At 44.1% G+C, this 17506-nt stretch carries 18 protein-coding genes; 3 read left to right on the top strand and 15 right to left on the bottom strand.

Features of this window, described 5'->3' with window-relative positions:
- Position 1 precedes the first annotated feature (1 nt).
- The 8 genes from tagH to LYZ37_RS04665 form a co-directional block, all read right to left on the bottom strand.
- Positions 2-1483 carry a type VI secretion system-associated FHA domain protein TagH gene (gene tagH, locus LYZ37_RS04700; RefSeq protein ID WP_272786698.1) on the bottom strand — a complete coding sequence of 494 codons (1482 nt, stop codon included), beginning with the start codon at positions 1481-1483 and terminating at the stop codon, positions 2-4.
- A 2-nt stretch (positions 1484-1485) separates the two neighbouring features.
- Positions 1486-2502, bottom strand: a complete 1017-nt coding sequence (tssG, locus tag LYZ37_RS04695) for a type VI secretion system baseplate subunit TssG (protein ID WP_272786697.1) — start codon at positions 2500-2502, stop codon at positions 1486-1488.
- Complete coding sequence (gene tssF, locus LYZ37_RS04690; protein WP_272786696.1) at positions 2466-4235, bottom strand: type VI secretion system baseplate subunit TssF; 1770 nt, start codon at positions 4233-4235, stop codon at positions 2466-2468. Before tssF ends, tssG begins: the two co-directional genes overlap by 37 nt.
- Positions 4236-4240: 5 nt before the next feature.
- Positions 4241-4678, bottom strand: coding sequence for a type VI secretion system baseplate subunit TssE (gene tssE, locus LYZ37_RS04685; RefSeq protein ID WP_171322562.1), 438 nt, complete (start codon positions 4676-4678; stop codon positions 4241-4243).
- 5 nt (positions 4679-4683) lie between these two features.
- Entirely contained in the window at positions 4684-6159 is a 1476-nt protein-coding gene (tssC, locus tag LYZ37_RS04680; protein WP_171322871.1) for a type VI secretion system contractile sheath large subunit, read from the bottom strand.
- 49 nt (positions 6160-6208) lie between these two features.
- A complete protein-coding gene (tssB, locus tag LYZ37_RS04675; RefSeq protein WP_272786695.1) occupies positions 6209-6706 on the bottom strand; it encodes a type VI secretion system contractile sheath small subunit in 498 nt (165 codons plus the stop codon).
- A gap of 331 nt (positions 6707-7037) precedes the next feature.
- Positions 7038-8042 carry a sel1 repeat family protein gene (locus LYZ37_RS04670; RefSeq protein WP_272786694.1) on the bottom strand — a complete coding sequence of 335 codons (1005 nt, stop codon included), beginning with the start codon at positions 8040-8042 and terminating at the stop codon, positions 7038-7040.
- Complete coding sequence (locus tag LYZ37_RS04665; RefSeq protein ID WP_272786693.1) at positions 8026-8310, bottom strand: type VI secretion system PAAR protein; 285 nt, start codon at positions 8308-8310, stop codon at positions 8026-8028. Before LYZ37_RS04665 ends, LYZ37_RS04670 begins: the two co-directional genes overlap by 17 nt.
- A gap of 592 nt (positions 8311-8902) precedes the next feature.
- On the opposite strand from LYZ37_RS04665, the gene LYZ37_RS04660 reads away from it, so the two are divergent.
- Positions 8903-9151 carry a YkgJ family cysteine cluster protein gene (locus LYZ37_RS04660; protein WP_272786692.1) on the top strand — a complete coding sequence of 83 codons (249 nt, stop codon included), beginning with the start codon at positions 8903-8905 and terminating at the stop codon, positions 9149-9151.
- Positions 9152-9243: 92 nt separating this feature from the next.
- Complete coding sequence (locus tag LYZ37_RS04655) at positions 9244-9885, top strand: outer membrane beta-barrel protein (RefSeq protein ID WP_272786691.1); 642 nt, start codon at positions 9244-9246, stop codon at positions 9883-9885.
- Positions 9886-9978: 93 nt separating this feature from the next.
- Here LYZ37_RS04655 and recR read toward each other — a convergent pair whose 3' ends face one another.
- The 6 genes from recR to LYZ37_RS04625 form a co-directional block, all read right to left on the bottom strand.
- Entirely contained in the window at positions 9979-10581 is a 603-nt protein-coding gene (gene recR / locus LYZ37_RS04650; protein ID WP_004748325.1) for a recombination mediator RecR, read from the bottom strand.
- A gap of 14 nt (positions 10582-10595) precedes the next feature.
- The gene (locus LYZ37_RS04645; RefSeq protein WP_004748326.1) at positions 10596-10925 is read right to left on the bottom strand and encodes a YbaB/EbfC family nucleoid-associated protein; all 330 of its coding nucleotides are present in this window, start codon (positions 10923-10925) and stop codon (positions 10596-10598) included.
- Between the two features lie 72 nt (positions 10926-10997).
- A complete protein-coding gene (dnaX, locus tag LYZ37_RS04640) occupies positions 10998-13127 on the bottom strand; it encodes a DNA polymerase III subunit gamma/tau (RefSeq protein ID WP_272786690.1) in 2130 nt (709 codons plus the stop codon).
- A 29-nt stretch (positions 13128-13156) separates the two neighbouring features.
- On the bottom strand, positions 13157-13702 hold the full coding sequence (apt, locus tag LYZ37_RS04635; protein ID WP_272786689.1) for an adenine phosphoribosyltransferase: 546 nt from the start codon (positions 13700-13702) through the stop codon (positions 13157-13159).
- Positions 13703-13870: 168 nt separating this feature from the next.
- Positions 13871-14263 (bottom strand): YbaN family protein, encoded by a 393-nt coding sequence (locus LYZ37_RS04630; protein ID WP_038197396.1) that lies wholly within the window; start codon positions 14261-14263, stop codon positions 13871-13873.
- A 364-nt stretch (positions 14264-14627) separates the two neighbouring features.
- The gene (locus LYZ37_RS04625) at positions 14628-15728 is read right to left on the bottom strand and encodes a response regulator (protein ID WP_272786688.1); all 1101 of its coding nucleotides are present in this window, start codon (positions 15726-15728) and stop codon (positions 14628-14630) included.
- A 241-nt stretch (positions 15729-15969) separates the two neighbouring features.
- On the opposite strand from LYZ37_RS04625, the gene LYZ37_RS04620 reads away from it, so the two are divergent.
- Complete coding sequence (locus LYZ37_RS04620) at positions 15970-16845, top strand: LysR family transcriptional regulator (protein WP_272786687.1); 876 nt, start codon at positions 15970-15972, stop codon at positions 16843-16845.
- A gap of 50 nt (positions 16846-16895) precedes the next feature.
- On the opposite strand, the gene LYZ37_RS04615 is transcribed toward LYZ37_RS04620, so the two are convergent.
- A complete protein-coding gene (locus LYZ37_RS04615) occupies positions 16896-17444 on the bottom strand; it encodes an NAD(P)H nitroreductase (protein ID WP_069665855.1) in 549 nt (182 codons plus the stop codon).
- Between the last annotated feature and the right edge of the window lie 62 nt (positions 17445-17506).

Here is a 17506-nt window from a genome sequence, read left to right as displayed (position 1 = left end):
TTTAAAACTCCAACTGTTTCTCGCGGATTTTTTTGTCGTAAGCTTGCTCAAAAATCTCCCAGAACAACTTTTCAAAACCTTGTTGACGATGTGACGTAAGCTCTTGGTAGTAGTTGCAGTACATATTCCACGCCCACTCATCACTGTTTTGTGAGATGTCTTGGTGTGAACGCTTATAGTTTTGAAATCGACGCAGAAGAACCTGTGGTGAGAATGCGCCTAGAATTTGAGTCAATGCCTCACCTGTCGCGTGCTGCATCGCTTCGTTATGAGCCTGTACATTCTTCAAGCTCTCTTCAATTGCAGCAGGAGCAGAAAGGTGTACGGCACTTTTCTCGGAGTCGTAGAGGGTTTTAATGGTCTCTTCATAAGACAGACCAAGGCGAAGAGGATTGTCTTCTATTGGTTGAAGGTTGCGATTTAAGGTGCCAAAACGCCCTTTGCTTACCTGTTGATGAAGATCCAGAATCCCTTGAATACAAGCTTGTAGTGATTCGCCCATTTCCTGCGACAGCATATGCATACGCTCAATGTCGTCGGTATGGTTAACATTGGCTCCTAAGCCATGCAGCATTGGCCCCGTTAGCAGGTGCCCACCTGTTGTCGCAGGACTGTTAACAGTCGCCTGCTCTGGTTGAATACTCTTCGCTACTTCTTCCTCTAGCAAATCTAGTGTTTGCTCATCCATTTGAAAGCCCTCTGAATCGTTGTTTGTTGTTTGTTGAGACTCAAGCTCTACTGCTCGGTCTGAATTGAATACTTGTTGTTGTGATTTTTCACTTTTCTGCTTGGGCTGCGTTTTGCTACCAAAGCCAAAGCTGAGAATTCGTTTTAGTGTCATGGACGATGAAATCTCGTTATCACTGTCTGCTTGCACGGTAAAATTTGGGTCTCTTAGCGTGAGATCTTCTTCCGGGACTAACCCTTGCGGCTCTAGCTCTTCAACGGTTCTAGAGGTGTCATCATCAATCAGCGACTCTTCTTCGTTTGTCGCCATCAACTCGTCTAATGCCGCCAAAGGTTCTGCGTTTTCAGCCTGCTCATTATTGTCATCTTGTTCGATATCGAGCTCTTGATCTGAAAGCAGGTCGTAGTTAGTGGTTTCGAATAAGCTCGTTAATGAACCTGTAGCACTGTCATCTTCGAGATCACCCAGCGCGACACGGATTTCGTAAGGGCCTATTTGGATTTGATCTTTGTGAACCAGTTTGGCAAGTAGGCCTTTGCCGACTGGCATTTCTGTACCATTGATATAGGTTTCACCACACAAATCTCTTAGGCAGAAGGCACCATCGAACATGACAATTTCACAATGTTGTGGGTAAATACGTCCGCTGGAATCTTTCAGCGTCCATGTAGAAGCTGAGGACGAACCTATTACGCCACCTTCAGCATCCCACTGCATGAGCGCAGTCAATCCAGACTCCAACTTTTGCGCATTGATAACCAAAAGGTTTAAATTGAGTGTTTCAGTCGTTTCCATCTTTACTGCCTTACCTGAATTAATACGCTTTTTTGTTGATCACTGGTGCCAAGGAATGATGTCCACCCAAGGGCAATCTCCGCCGAACTGCCTAATACAAAATCTGGCGCTTCGTTGTCGTCCATCGTCAGCTCTAGGTCATAAGCCATTTGCTCACGTAAAATTAATTCAACCAATTTGCACAAAGGTCCGTACTCTTGGCCCGACGGTAAGAAGTCAGAGAACTTCTTTCTCGATAACTGCTTGATGCAGATAGTGAACTTGCCATTACAGTCGACTACTGACTCCCCAACCATAGAGGTCACTCCAAGCTGAGAGTTTGCCCCTCCGACGCGAGATTGCTGCGAAGGATCAATCTTTACTGTGCGTCTCGTCCATTGGCGAATTTCTACTTCTTCGAGATCAAAACAGTGCGCAATGATCCCCGATACCACCTGCGGAGAACGACTACGCCCCGCCAACGTTCCCGAATAAGCCAACATCTTGCACCAGTTAATCGGGGTATCTCCGCGCAATTCTGGTGAGCCCAAACCGACTAACGAAAGCAACTGCGCTGAAAAATCATCCTGTGCGTCCGGCTGAAAACGCACAAAGTAGCGGTACTTACGCCAGATTCGATAAACCAAGTTAATCAATCGATTGTTGAAGAAATCAAAAAACGGCTGCTTGAAGCCACCAGGCTCTTCATTTAATAGCTGCTCGACCACATAACCTGGCAACGGTGACTGCGCCCCTGACAAACCAAAGAAATTGGTCATCATGACCATTCTCTCGTCGTTAAGCGTATCTAGGCGATTCACATCCGATGGTGAGAAACCTAAGCTTGGGTTAGCACTAAACACCAATCTGCATTGGCGTTCCCAATCGTCACCTTCTGGGTTCATCTCATTGAGTTTTTGCAGTAGCTCAACCAGTTGATAAAAATTGTATTCATGGACGTCACTTGGCATAACAACCTCCTCTGGTTGTTCTGCTTGGTCCACTAAATCAGTGGCTGCATCCCCGCCTGAGTACCCCATGTATACCTCTCTTGATTAGTGACATTGACCACATTCAATTCATGGAATGAGTTAATGCTCGCGTACAGCGCAAAGAAATGGCTTAAAACCGTACCAAATAGAAACAAATCACCTTCAGAGCCAAACCCTGCTTGATCGATGTATAGAGTCGATTGAAGACCGCGTACGGGGAGACCTCTAAGAATTTTGTCCACGGGTTTCGATTCGATTTTTTGAATCGCTTCAAGACGCTGCCTAGAGACTCTTTCAGCTTGTCGATCAACCAGAGCCTTAAAGTCATAGGCTCTAAGTACGCTGCTAAGGGCATCTTTTGATAACAGTGACAAATAGTTGAGCGACAAGTTAGAAATCAATGTCCATAGCAAGCTGCCATCCAAAACGGGCCTAAGCGACTGAGAAGGCACTGAGATGTTCACAAATGTCGCGAACGGCGGTGAAGTATCCGTTGGCTCACAAATATCTCCCACTCCTAACTCCAACGGAAGCAGTCGATTGGTACAGTTCAGCTTTATGGATACGGCTTCATCAACATCAACGGAAGTTGTTTCATCACTTCGGACAAAGGAGATAAAAGATTCAAAACCATCACCTCGGATGCTCTGCTTTACTCTCGCTCGGTAGTAAAGTGCGGTTCTATTTCTGACTCTTTCAACTTCATGCTGGAAGCTTTCAAACGAGGAGTAAACACGCTTTGAGCCACGAATTCGCTTGCCTTGTGAAGCGGTATCTTGCCAGCCGGTCACACTTTCTATATTGAACACTTCATAGTGAGATGGATAACGGCTTGAAGGAACAACTCGATACTCTGACTGACGACCAGAGAGCGAGATCGGATCGGCATCGTGCTCAAACAAGTTAATGATGGGCGCACAGTAGAGCTGGAAGTTCTCTTTGGTTACTCGCACATCGACAGGCAGAGTCTTGGAAAAATGAAGTTTAAGAGTGAAGCGCCCAGTTACACTTTTTGGAATCGCTTTATCAAGCCCTGACAAGTCAAAGAAATGAAACGCCTCAGAAAATGACAAGTACTCTTGTAGGATGCGATAACCTTCATAAACGTTGCTCGGATAAGGAAGCAACGCGTCTTCACTATCAAACCCCACGGTCTTAAAGTTGCCTTCCGCTAACGGGAATTCCGTACCATTGACATCAATACTGACTTTATCAAGGTAGTGATTTAGCCATAGATAAAGCATCTGAGAGCTGTGCTTGTCCCCTCCTAAATAGAAGCGAAGGTTATCAAGCAGTGAACTGCCAATATTGATATCACCATGCAAATCTAAGCTAAGATCAATGGTTGTCGCTTCACGGGTATGTTGTGCTTTCACGTCGTTACAGCTCAGGGGGTAGAGCTCTACCTCACGACATGTTTGGAAATGACACTTAGTACCAAAAACAGGTTTACTATCTACTTGCGTTCCTTTGCGAATAACCTGTTTCTCACTGACACTTTTATCTGGAGAAAACGCCAGAATACTCATGCTTGGAATTGGCCTTAGATAGTTGGGCCACAACATGTTGATCATTGAGTGAGTGAGCTCAGGGAATTCATCTTCTACTTTTTCTCTGAGCCTGGCGGTCAGAAAAGCAAAGCCTTCGAGTAGACGCTCAACATCTGGGTCCATGGTTCTGCCGTGGAGAAAGCGAGATAGCTGTGGGTGAATTTCAGTAAACTCACGCCCCTGCTCCTTTAAAAATGCGAGCTCCTCTCTGAAGTACTTATCTTGAGTCATAATCCCTAAATCACTCGATATTTTCTGTTTTGATCCAGTAACAAACTGATCTGAACGCGATCATGTATCGCTTCACTGTTAATTTGCGCTGTAATTTTGAACTGCAAAGACAAGGGGCTGAAGCTATCGGTATGAGCAGCAACTTCGATGTTTTTCAACCTTGGCTCAAAATTAGATAGGCAATCTTGGATGGCAAGTTTGACCTTAAGAGACAAATCAAGCGTATCTAGCGTCGCATCATTAAAATCGATTAGCCCTAACTCCGGTGAGCTTTGAGATCCACCTACACGAGTGTTGAGTATTTTAGAGACGTTAAGCTTAATCGACTCCAGCACATCCCTCGGATCTGGGCCTTGAGTTAAAGAAACGTTATTGGAATTGGCTTCTAAGCGTTCAAAGAAGCCAACGCCAAACGTACTTTCTTCTGGTGCAAAGTACGTCATATCAATTAAGCCTGATCTAAACGACCAACCAGAGACAGCTCAAAGTTCGCACCCATGTACTTGAAGTGAGGACGCACAGAAAGTGAAACCTGATACCAACCTGGGTTTCCTTCAACATCCGCAACTTCAATCTTCGCTGCGCGAAGTGGGCGACGACTACGTACATCTGCTGGCGGGTTCTCTTGATCAGCAACGAACTGCTTGATCCAAGTATTTAATTCGCGCTCCAGATCTTGACGCTCTTTCCACGAACCAATCTGCTCACGCTGCAATACTTTGATGTAGTGCGCTAAGCGGTTGATGATCATCATGTAAGGCAGCTGAGTACCCAGTTTGTAGTTGGTTTCTGCCTCTTTACCTTCTTTAGTATTCGGGAAGATTTTTGGCTTCTGGATAGAGTTAGCAGAGAAAAACGCCGCGTTGTCACTGCCTTTACGCATCGTAAGTGCAATGAAACCTTCTTCAGCAAGTTCAAATTCTTTACGGTCGGTGATCAGAACTTCAGTAGGAATCTTAGCCTGCAGCGCACCCATAGATTCAAATACGTGCACAGGTAAATCTTCCACTGCACCACCGCTTTGTGGACCAATGATATTTGGACACCAACGGTATTTGGCAAAGCTGTCAGTCAAGCGAGTCGCAAACGCAAACGCTGTATTGCCCCATAGGTAGTGCTCGTGTGACTGAGCCACACTCTCTGAGTAGTTGAACGATTTGATTGGATTTTCTGTTGGATCGTAAGGTACACGCAGAAGGAAGCGAGGCGCTGTAAGGCCAAGGTAACGTGCATCTTCTGACTCGCGCAGTGAACGCCACTTAGTGTATTTAGGGCTTTCGAAGATAGATTTAACATCTTTGATATTTGGAAGCTCTTCAAAAGAGTCAATACCAAAGAACTCAGGACCAACACTAGAAAGGAACGGTGCATGAGCCATCGCACCTAACGCTCCCATGTATTGGAGTAGCTTCATGTCAGGTGTAGAAGGGGTAAATGCGAAGTTACCTACAATTGCTCCCGTAGGTTCACCACCAAATTGGCCATAACCTGAAGAGTAAACGTGCTTGTATAAACCAGACTGAGTAGTTTCTGGTGCGAACTCGAAGTCTTCTAATAGTTCTTCTTTGGTCACATGGAGAAGATCAATCTTGTTGTTTTCGCCAAAGTCAGTGCGATCAACAAGTAGCTTAAGACCTCGCCAAGAAGATTCCATTTGTTGGAATTTGCTATCGTGCAGAATCTCATCCATCTGCGCACTGATTTTTTTATCTAACTCAACCAGCATTTGGTCAACAAGAGATTTGTTCACCGCTTCTTCAGCTTGCTCAGAGCCAATTAAATTCTCGATGAAGGCTGCTACACCTTTTTTGGCGATATCATAGCCATCTTCACTTGGCGCGATTTTCGTCTGCGCCATGATTTCATCCAGTAAGCCGCCTTCAGCCAGCTGGGGTCTTTCAAGTACCGTTTCTGTAGACATCAGGGTTTTCCTAATCCATTAAATGACGAATGTTATTAGTCAGTATTTTGTTCTATTTCGCGTCTTCACTGACAAGGTTTAGCTCTTCTAGAAGCTTGTCACGAGATTCTTGAGAGTTAAGTAGCTCTTGCAAGCGATCTCGGAACGCTGGAATGTTGCCAAGTGGACCTTTCAACGCAACCAAGGCTTCTCTAAGCTCAATAAGTTTGTTGAGCTCAGGAACTTGGTTCGCAATTGAGTCTGGTGAAAAGTCAGCTAAAGAGTTAAAGCGCAAATCAATTGGTAGCTCTGCGTTTTCATCTTCAGTTAATTTGCTTTTCACTGAAGTAGATAGGCTCAGTTCACTTTCACGCATCACAGATTCAAAGTTGTTTTTATCAACTGAAACGGTACTACGCTCTTCGACAGGGGTTTCTTCGGTATGACCTTTAAAGTCTCCAACCACTAAAGTTTTTAGTGGTAATTCAACTTCAGCCTGAGCGTCGCCAGTGGCAGGAATATATTTAATATTAATCCGCTCTTTAGGAGCAACGCTTCCTTCCTTAGACATAATCAAAGTTCTCCGATATTTAAATTTAAACAGGATGGTGTTTATATTGATAATAAAACAACGCCCCTATTACCCGCGAGAGTAAGGGTTAATTGACTTTATTGTCAGATATACTTTCTAGATTTTTCTAGTAATTCTTAAACGTTCAATTAATAAAGAATAGAAATTTATAATTTGAAAATATTATTCTCTTGAATCAATGTCACACTTAAATGATTAACATCATTAATAAGTCTAATTTAATACGTTCTATTATTGAGACCGATAATAAATAATGAACAGTATGAATCTGACCACAAAATGGGGTTCGGATTTCATACTTTGTTAATGCTCAATAGGTGTTCCAAAGATAATCATGGTTATAGAAGTAAGAGACTTCTGATAACTCATCCTTCAACGCTTGAGATTGAGGTAGTTGTACCTCTGCTATTTTATCTACTGTCTCTTTGTAATTGGTTTCAGCCTGCTGGTACACGCTGCTCAATCTGTCTTGCCCTGCATTTTCAAGATAGAGCTCAAAATATGCTTTAGCTTTAGGCAGATCCGTCTTAACAAAGTGATATCTAGGGCTGTTGCCACTATAGATATTGCCTAGGGTAACCAAAGATGTGATGTCACCTTGAACAACACCGACTTCTCTCCACTCTAATGCTTCTTGAAACTTGCCTCGCGACTCTAAAATGGCGACGAATCTCTTGATTGCAGGAATATACCCTTCTACGGCAGCATGCTTATATCGCTCGCGCGACAAAGCAACTCTTTCACTTTCAAAGAAATAATCCCCCTCGCCATTTTCTAATCTTTCAGCGCTTGTCATATAAGCACTGGGAAGTTCGAATTCCATTGCCTTATCTAAGTAATACTCAGAAAGTTTTCGATCTGACTTATGAAAATAGTCGGATAAGTGCAAATAGGCTAAGCCTGGAGAGACAGCGCCCAACTCTATCAGGCTGTTGTAGTAGTCACTCTTATATTTATTACGCTTGGCATGAGTTAACCAATCTCCGTTGCGATACAGGTATTTAAGCGCGGATCTATTACCGCTTTCTGCAGCTTTTACCAAATATTCTCTCGCGTAACCCGTTGCTCGAACCTTATCGTGGTTACCCATCGTCTCCATCGCATAGGCATAGGCTCCGTCGGGGTAATTATTGTCTGCGGAATACTTAAGGTACGCTCTTGCCTCTGTGTTTTTGAACTGCGCACGAAGTAGTTTTCCATGCTTATAAGCCTCTTCGGCAGACATCTTCTCGACGTCGTAATTATCGCTTGAGTGGGCTGCACTGCTTAACGCAACCATCATAATAATCGTTAGCAATCTAACCGATATTGACACTACTACCACCTTGCAATACACCGCCACAGCTTACGGGATCCCCAGCTCTCGCCGCTGGCTTTCCGTCAATCTTTACCGTGCCTGAACCTGCAGCAATGGCGCGGTCATGTTTTGGGTGCTTAGGCTTATCGTGAGGTTCCAAAGGATCGCCTTGTCGTGCAGCAGGAATACCATCAATTTTCACAGTACCTGAGCCAGCGGTTATAGGCGTCGGTGGAAATCCATCATGTTCGGTTCCTATGTGTCCGACAATAATTCCATTTCCCATAAAACCTCACTTTATATAAGAATTTAAAAGTAACCCTATAAGCAATTACTGCACCAAAGTCACAACCCTTTAAATACCGAATCATATGCCCAATAAATAGTTACTTGAGCAAGTAGCTGCGAATTCTAGGCAATTAATTGTCCATAGATCAAGCAATATTTTGCTCACCAATTAAGCTTTAAAATTATCATTAGTATTTTGATAAAGTAATAAATAAATAACACCCTACAAATACCGTTTGGAATCCTAAATGTTATTTATAGATCTGATACTAATTTAATTTATTTTATTGTTATTTAAATAACGAAAAATAGATACACTCATTCCGATAAACAAGCCTATTTGACAACAATCAAGCAATAACTATTAACGAAACTCTAAATTAGTAATCATTAAATAAGCTAGTTATTAAAGCGTACGGAATTAGGATTCTAAGGGAAAAATTCACAACAGAGCAGAAAAACGAGCACAATATTTTTTTTCATATCGTATAGTTCAGTGATAGCTACCTAGGTTCAACTCTGAAAAAAATTAGTGATATAGATCACACACCCTGCTAACATGCGAAAAAACTTACACTAAGGGGTGATGAATGGAATGTCGATTAGGCTGCGGTGCATGCTGCATAGCACCAAGTATTTCTTCACCTATACCTGGAATGCCTAATGGTAAACCCGCGGGACAACGCTGTATTCAGCTAAATGAAGATAATCTTTGCAAACTATTTGGGAAGCCAGGGCGGCCAAAAGTCTGTCACCAATTTAAACCATGCCCTGTTGTGTGTGGCTCATCAAATCAACAAGCATTAGACAACATCACAGAGCTTGAAAGTCTAACCTGATAAGTAAGACTTATCAGCGTTATAAGGCCTATTAATTAGTTCTCTAATTTAGCTCCAAAGATAATGAATGCCTCATTTCTTTGGAGGTTAAAATGAAAAAACAGCTTAGTTTACTCGTGATTGCTAGCCTTTCTAGTTCGGTTTATGCCACTGAGTTCTTCATCGGTGCAGGTGGTGGTTATCAAGGAGTAAAGGGAGAAGTCAGCGATAGCGAGTTCGGTACGTTCAGCGATAATGCTAAGGGTGGCGCATTCCATATAAGAGCCGGCTTATATTTAGAGGAGAACCACCGATTTACTGCCACGATTAACCACATGGTTGACTCTTCGCTCTATCGTAACCGTCTAAATGAAGAACCTGAGCACGTAAGTTCAGGTATCGATCTTGCTCAAACAGAGTACCTGATTTCTTATGATTACCTTCATGCACTAACTTCAGATTTATCTTTGTTTGGGGGGGCTACGGTTGGGTTGGTTAACAACCGAGTTGAAATGTCGATTTACAATCGTGATACAGGGGATGGCGCTTCTCACAAAGCCAGTCATACTGACTTCACTTACGGTTTACAAGTTGGTGCGCAATACCAAATTCTTGATAATTTATCTGCTGATTTACAATACCGTCATATGTTTGAATCATACGACAACACCATCAACTGGGAAAGTGGTGAAACAACCAAGGTTTCAATCCCATACAACAATCAGATCAGCCTCTCATTCGACTACCGCTTCTAACGGGTTATTTCTCACGCGCAATCTAGGGATGGATTGCTATCAAACATTTATTCCAATAAAAAAACCGCAGTTTCCCGCGGTCTTATCATTTGATTAAGAAAGTTTCTGCCGACCAAGTAAAGAGTGCGATAGCGTTGTGCCATCAACGAGCTCTAGCTCACCTCCGACAGGAACGCCATGAGCGATACGGCTCGCTTGAACTTGATGCTCTCGGCAAAGCTCAGCAATGTAATGAGCTGTTGCTTCGCCTTCAACTGTCGGGTTAGTGGCAAGAATCACTTCGCTTATATCTCCGCGACGAAGGCGGAAGTCCAGCGTATCTAAACCAATATCACTCGGACCAATCCCATCTAGCGGTGAAAGGTGTCCCATCAGCACGAAGTAACGACCGGAAAATTGGCCAGTTGCCTCAACCGCTGCAATATCAGCAGGGCTTTCTACCACACAAATCTGACCATTTTCCTGTCTTTTAGGGTTGGTACAGATATGGCAAGTTTCTTCTTCAGTGAAAGTACGGCACTCGCTACAGTGACCAATTTCGGTCATCGCATGGCTTAACGCATCTGCGAGCTGCAAGCCGCCTTTTCTATCACGCTGTAACAAATGAAAGGCCATACGCTGCGCCGACTTGGGGCCAACCCCAGGTAGACAACGTAAGGCCTCCATCAATTGCTCCAGCATATGACTGGTGCGCATTAATTCTTACTCTATTAGAAAGGCATCTTCATGCCTGGTGGAAGTTGCATACCACCAGTTACACCAGCCATTTTCTCTTTTTGAGTTTCTTCAACACGACGTGCTGCGTCGTTGAAGGCTGCTGCAATAAGATCTTCAAGCATTTCTTTGTCGTCTTCCATTAGACTCTCGTCAATGTCAACGCGACGAACACTGTGGCTACCCGTAATAGTCACTTTCACTAGGCCAGCACCAGACTCACCTGTTACTTCCATATTAGCGATTTCTTCTTGAAGCTTTTGCATGCGATCTTGCATTTGCTGGGCTTGCTTCATTAGATTGCCCATACCGCCTTTACCAAACATGTTTATCTCTCTGGTTAGTTAGCTTGTTTCGTTATTAGATGGGGCTCAATTAGTAAAACTCAACCCCGACAATTATATTGGTCTCACGCTCTCTTTATCGAGCTGAGCAGCAAAGCGCTTCTCTATAAACTGAACATTCTGATCTTGCTCTAGGCTAGTGAAAGCTTGCTTTAAACGCCCTTGATAGAGCTTATCTCGCAGCTCCAGTGGCGTTTCACCACTCTCTCCTACTTCGACACTTAGGTGGCACTCTTCTCCGAGTACGCGATTGAGCTCACCAAGCAGTTCACTTTGCGCTTTGTCGGTATTCAGATGCGCCTGTGTCGCTCTTAGCGTCAATGAGATAGACGCGCCACTTTTCTCATAATATGAGTTTAGCGCAAGCTGCTCCGTTAGCTTCGCAGTTGTTAGCTGGCTAATCAGTTTCGCCCATTCATTTTTTTCTAAGCTTTCATCTACAAGCTTTTGCACCATTTCTGGTGTTTTCTCATGTTCTAACGCCTTTTTGAGTAACGTTGGCGTTAGTTCTATCGATTCTTTCTGAGTCTGAGGTAAGGTCGGTTTCCATTGATATGGTTCATCCTTAGCTGGCTCAGGTGCTGCATTGAAATTAGGTTGTGACAATGGCGACACCTGCGCTGAACCACCGTGTTTTTTTGCTACACGGTCAAGAACAGACTCTGGTTTTGCAGATGTCGCATTAGCCTTTTTTGGCGCATTACCTTGCCCAGGGTTTAACCCTTTTCTTTGCGAACGTAACTGATGACGTAGACCACTCAAAGGTGAAGAAGTTCGTTCACTCGGCTGCGATGATGGCTGTCTTTGCGGTTGAGCTGCTGGCTGCCCCATATCTGGCTGAGGGGGAACAAACTGCTCACTTGGTGGCATGTATTGCTCAATCGGTGGCTCATCATATTGCGGTGGCTCATAGCTATAATCCGCAACAGGAGGCACTGCGTTCGCGCTTGGAGCAGGTTGAGAAGCCTGAGGTTGAGGAGTTGATGCCTTAGGTTGAGTACGCAGGGCTGGGTTGACCACAGGAACCGTGTTCACAGGGTTAGGTTCAACAGGAGCAGATGCTTCAACTTGAGTGCTAATGACATTCGCTTGCGGCTGGGAGACAGGTCTAAACGCCATCATGCGCAAGATAACCATCTCTAACCCCACTCTTTCCGAAGGAGATAGAGGGAGATCTTGTCGTCCCTTTAACGCAATTTGGTAATAAAGCTGAACATCTTGTGGGCTTAATGCACGCGCAAGCAGCTCAACTTTTTCCGCATCTGGCTGGTTTTGGTCTAATGTCGCAGGCAATGCCTGATACATAGCAAGTCTATGCAGTTGTGTCGCTAACTGTTGGAGCAAACCATCCCACTCGACACCATTTTGAGCGAGAGTTGCGATACACTCCATCGCCGTTTGTGGCTGCTTAGAACTGATAGCTTCAAGTAGATGTAAAGCTTGATCGGTATCTAAGGTTCCGAGCATATGTGCGACGCTGTCCGTCAGCACTTGACCATTCCCTAGGGCAATTGCTTGGTCAGACAGGCTTAGCGCATCACGCATACTGCCATCGGCCGCATGTGCGATCATACCTAAAGCTCTCGCTTCAGCATTAACGCTCTCGTGCTGAAGGATGTGATCAAGCTGCTCATGAATATTATCGACGCTGATTGGTTTCAGATGGAACTGAAGACAGCGAGATAAAATAGTCACGGGAAGTTTTTGTGGATCTGTGGTGGCCAGTAAGAATTTCACATACTCAGGAGGCTCTTCCAACGTCTTCAATAAGGCGTTGAAACTATGGCGTGAGAGCATGTGAACTTCATCGATCAGATAGACCTTGAATCGACCACGTGCAGGTTTGTACTGCACGTTGTCGAGAAGTTCACGAGTGTCTTCAACCTTAGTTCGAGATGCCGCATCGATCTCTAGTAAGTCAACAAAACGACCTTCATCGATCTCTTTACAGGTATCACATACTCCACAAGGTGATGCGGTAATGCCTGTTTCACAATTCAAACCTTTGGCGAACAGACGACCGATAGTGGTTTTACCCACACCACGAGTGCCGCTAAACAAATAGGCATGATGAAGACGATTTTGCGCTAACGCATTTTCAAGCGCGGTGAGAACATGGGCTTGACCAACCACTTCGTTGAATTTGGTTGGTCGCCACTTTCGCGCTAAGGCAAGATAACTCATGAAACGATACCTATAAATAACCTACCCGATTAGTGACCTTCAAATTCACAGATGCTGTAAACGTTAAGGCCAAGACCTTCAAGACGTTTATCACCACCAATCTCTGGAAGGTTGATAACGAAAGCTGCGTGCTCAACTTCACCACCAAGTTGGCGAATCAGCTTGGTTGTTGCTTCAATCGTACCGCCTGTAGCAAGTAAGTCATCAACAACAAGCACTTTGTCACCTTCATTGATCGCGTCAACGTGGATTTCAAGCGTGTCTGTGCCGTATTCTAGCTCATAAGACTGCGCAACAGTTGCACGTGGTAACTTACCCGGTTTACGTACTGGTACAAAACCAAGACCAAGCTCTAGTGCCAATGGTGCGCCAAAAAGAAAACCGCGAGCTTCAGTACCAACAATTTTGGTAAAGCCCATATCTTTGTACTTATCAACTAACAGCTGAATCGTTGCTTGATAAGCCGCTGCGTCTTCCATTAGGCTTGTTACGTCACGAAATAGAATGCCTGGCTTAGGGTAATCTGGGATGCTTTTAATGCTTGATTTGATCTGTGAGATTGTTTCAGTAGTCATAATTCATTCTTAGATTGGCTAGTTGGCGCATTTTTCTAAACGCTTACCATTTGCTAGCGTAATTCTGAGCACAACCTAACCTCTGGAAATGACTAAAGTAACTGCCACGGTTCATTGTGCCTAAAAAACAAACGCCCACTTCAAAAGCGGGCACACTTCTTCACAATCTTAGTGATTTTCTTCTCTATCGGCAAGGTACTCAGTCACAGGCAGACGAATAAACCAACTGAGTAAAATGATGAGCATCAATACAAGAGCAATCTTTAACCAGAAGTGGGGGACGACCCAAATTGAAAAGGCAAAACTGATGAGTATGCATATCACACCACGCTTTTTGACCTTAGCGGTCACTGCACCATTTTGATGCCAATTAGTGAGAATAGGACCAAAGGTTTTGTGCTGATGCAGCCAACGATGAAATTTGGGGCTACTGCGCATGAAGCAAGCGCTAGCAAGAAGAATAAACGGAGTGGTCGGTAGGAGTGGTAAAAAAATACCTATAAAGCCCAGAATTAGGCTGAGCACACCAACAAAATTAAGAAAGAGTCTGCGAATTAAGATGGTATGCTCCGAACGCTATTTAGAAGCCTGCATATCCATTAAGCACGCGAATCCAAGTCAAGGTTGCTGGTAGCGTTGGGATAAGCAGTACTGCTATGAATCCAAGAAAGTAGTAAATATTATAAGGTTCTTTAAAATCTTTGTCTGCCATGAGCTTGCTTCTCTAATTATAGGTGTTGACTTTACTCCCATGAGATTAATCAAATGTTAATAACTTGGGTTGTTTTTGTTTTATGGCGGACTATACCCTAATCGTTAGTCGACAAACACCGACTAACAAAAGGGTTATTTGAAATGTGTCTGTTGAGCCCTATACCCATCATCGGGATGAGTCAAGCTCTGCTAATGATTCTAGCTATTGTGGCTAGGCGTTGCTGCCACGATAAATATCTAAGCTAAAACTGCTTGAGCCCAAACGACTTAGCGTTAAATGGCAAGCTGACTGAATGGGCAAGTCAGTGGTAATAAAGTTTTTAACGCAATTTTCTCCTAGCATAACTCCTGCCGGAATATGCTGAGAAAAATACCCGTTAGCCCATTGAGCGTCTAACCCTGCTGGGAGAAGTGATAACGTCCCCTCTGATAAATCAGCAATCCCAAATATGGCTTTAACAGGTGTACTGCAATCGGAGCACTTAATCCCCTTCTCTAGCAGACTTGCTATGTCTTTAAGATCGGCATTAAAGCACTTGAGGTTACGTAGATAATCATGGAAAAGCGCGCGAACCAATAAGGTGGTGGCGGCTCCATGCTGCCCTTCACTGTCAGAATCAACGAGATAAAAAGCAAACTGCCCGTTAATGAGCCATGCGTAATCAAAGACAAGTGGCATCACATCCGTTGACTGAAGCAAACGATAGCTGCATTTCCAGTCGCCTTGAGAAGTATCTTTGTCTGGTAACAGAGCATGTAGCAAATCTTTAGCCGCGCTTGGATTCTCGTCAAGGTACTCTAAATGCCAATGCAATTCTTGCTCTTCTGGCATATCACCGCTATCGACTCTGAACCATTGACTGGAAAAATCACGTTGATCGCTTAAATGGTTATCCGAGTCATCGAGGGTGTTTTCAATAGCGCACGCTAGGTGCTCATGATTACTGATGGGTTTAGGCAGAAAGTCTTTAATACCAAAACGTAGCGCTTTCGCCACATCTGAAATTTCATCGGTGGCAGAAACGACGATAAGCGGCAATGAGGGGTATTCGAGGCTCACCTCTTCAACGAATTCGATACCATCTAAAATGGGCATCGACAGATCACACAGAATCAAATCCGGTTCATTTGAACGCAGTTTTTGTAACCCATCGAGTCCATTCTCTGCCTCTACAACCTTGTAGCCTTGAGATTCTAGAAAACCGAGAGTGATGCGGCGGAAGATAGGATCGTCATCCACCAGCATGATCACCTTTTGCCCAGCGGCGACAGGCAGAGCCGCACTGGTTCCAACTTCAACTGTTTTATGCATAAATCTTTGCCTCACACAAACTAATGTTACTGCTCTTTATTGTTATTCTTGTATTTAGTTCTACACACTCCTTAAAAAGTAGTCTCGAACTGCGATTTATACAAATCTTCCACTTTGAAGCCTTGTTGCATACTATATGTATGGAATAGCAAATTTCGATAAACTTGTTGATGTGACTCAAACTTTGACGTTTGATATACATATAAATTAACCAAATTCGTAAAAATGTGTGTCTGATACAATGAAATTAGATGATCTAAACCTATTTAGACTGGTAGTCGAAAACGGGAGTTATACCGCAACTTCTCGTAAAACGATGATTCCTGTGGCTACTATAACGCGACGTATTCAGGCTCTAGAAGATTCTTTGAACCTACGCCTTCTCAATCGCCATGCTCGTAAACTCTCCCTTACAGAAGCAGGTGAACGTTTTTACAATGAATGTTCTCCTCTGCTTAGTCGTTTAGCGTCAGCCGCTGAGGAGTTAACTGATGAGTGCCGTGGTGCTGCGGGTAAAATTCGTATTACCGCACCTTCAAACCTGACTAAGCGCATGATGATGCCTATGTACAACGCCTTTATGGCAAAGTACCCAGACATCAATATTGAGCTAACGACCAGCAACCACGCCGATCAGTTGGACCCAACTGAGTGGGATGTCATTTTTCGCGTTGGTCCGCAGCGTGACTCAAGTCTTATCGCGCGTAAAATCAGCTCAGTGGCTGATATTCTGGTTGCCAGCCCTGAGTACTTAAAAATAAATCCAGCTCCTAAGCACGCAGAAGATCTGCATCACCACTCTTTGCTTAAAGGCTCGCCACTGCTTAAATGGCAGCTATCGAACAATAGCGGTGAAACCGTGATCAATAACGATAAAGGCCGCTTTCAAGCCAACACCTTAGACGTGGTAAGAAGCTCTTGTTCTTCTGGTTTAGGCATCACTCTAATGCCTGATGTCATGCTGAGGGAGTACATTGAGGATGGTAGCTTAGTTCGCGTTCTCGAAGACTGGAGTGCTAACCCACGCGATATCTATATGCTCTATAACCATAAAGATCATCTACCAGAAAAAGTACGTTTGTTTATTGATTTTGTTATTGCTTACAATCTTCACTAAACAATCGCCAAAAGTAAAAAAGCTTGGTAATCACCAAGCTTTTTTAATTCTTACAGATACTCGACGAACTTACTCAAATCCCGCTCTGGTACTTTCATTGGTGTGCAACCTGGCGTACCAAGATAAAGGAAACCAACAATTTCATCGTCACCTTCGAGATTAAACGCTTGGTGCACTTCTTGGTGGAACATCCACTTGCCCGAACGCCAGAATCCCTGAAAACCTTGAGCAACCGCTGCCATCTGCATCGCTTGAACCGCGCAACCTGCTGAAAGGTATTGCTCTAGCGCCGGCACTTTCTCATGTTCGGTCACTTTAGCTATAACTGTGATCACCATCGGGGCACGAAACGGCGCATTTTTCACCTTGTCCACAACGGCTTGTTCACTGTCCTCAGCTTGTGCTGCTTTGACTAGAATGTCAGACAACTTGTTGAGCCCCTCACCTTGCGCAATAACAAAGCGCCACGGCGTCAAACCTGCATGATCTGGCGCTCTTAGTCCTGCGCGAATAATGTTTTCCAGCGCTTTTCCTTCAGGAGCAGGCTCAGATAACTTTGCTATTGAGCGACGGTTCAACAATAAATCTAGAGCATCCATGAGACTTCCTTTTTAGTGTCTTGTTTTTCTTGATAATAACGCCCATAAACGAAAAAGGCGAA

The sequence above is a fragment of the Vibrio tubiashii genome (assembly GCF_028551255.1).
Taxonomy (GTDB): domain Bacteria; phylum Pseudomonadota; class Gammaproteobacteria; order Enterobacterales; family Vibrionaceae; genus Vibrio; species Vibrio tubiashii_B.
This window is presented reverse-complemented; position numbering and strand designations above follow the sequence as displayed.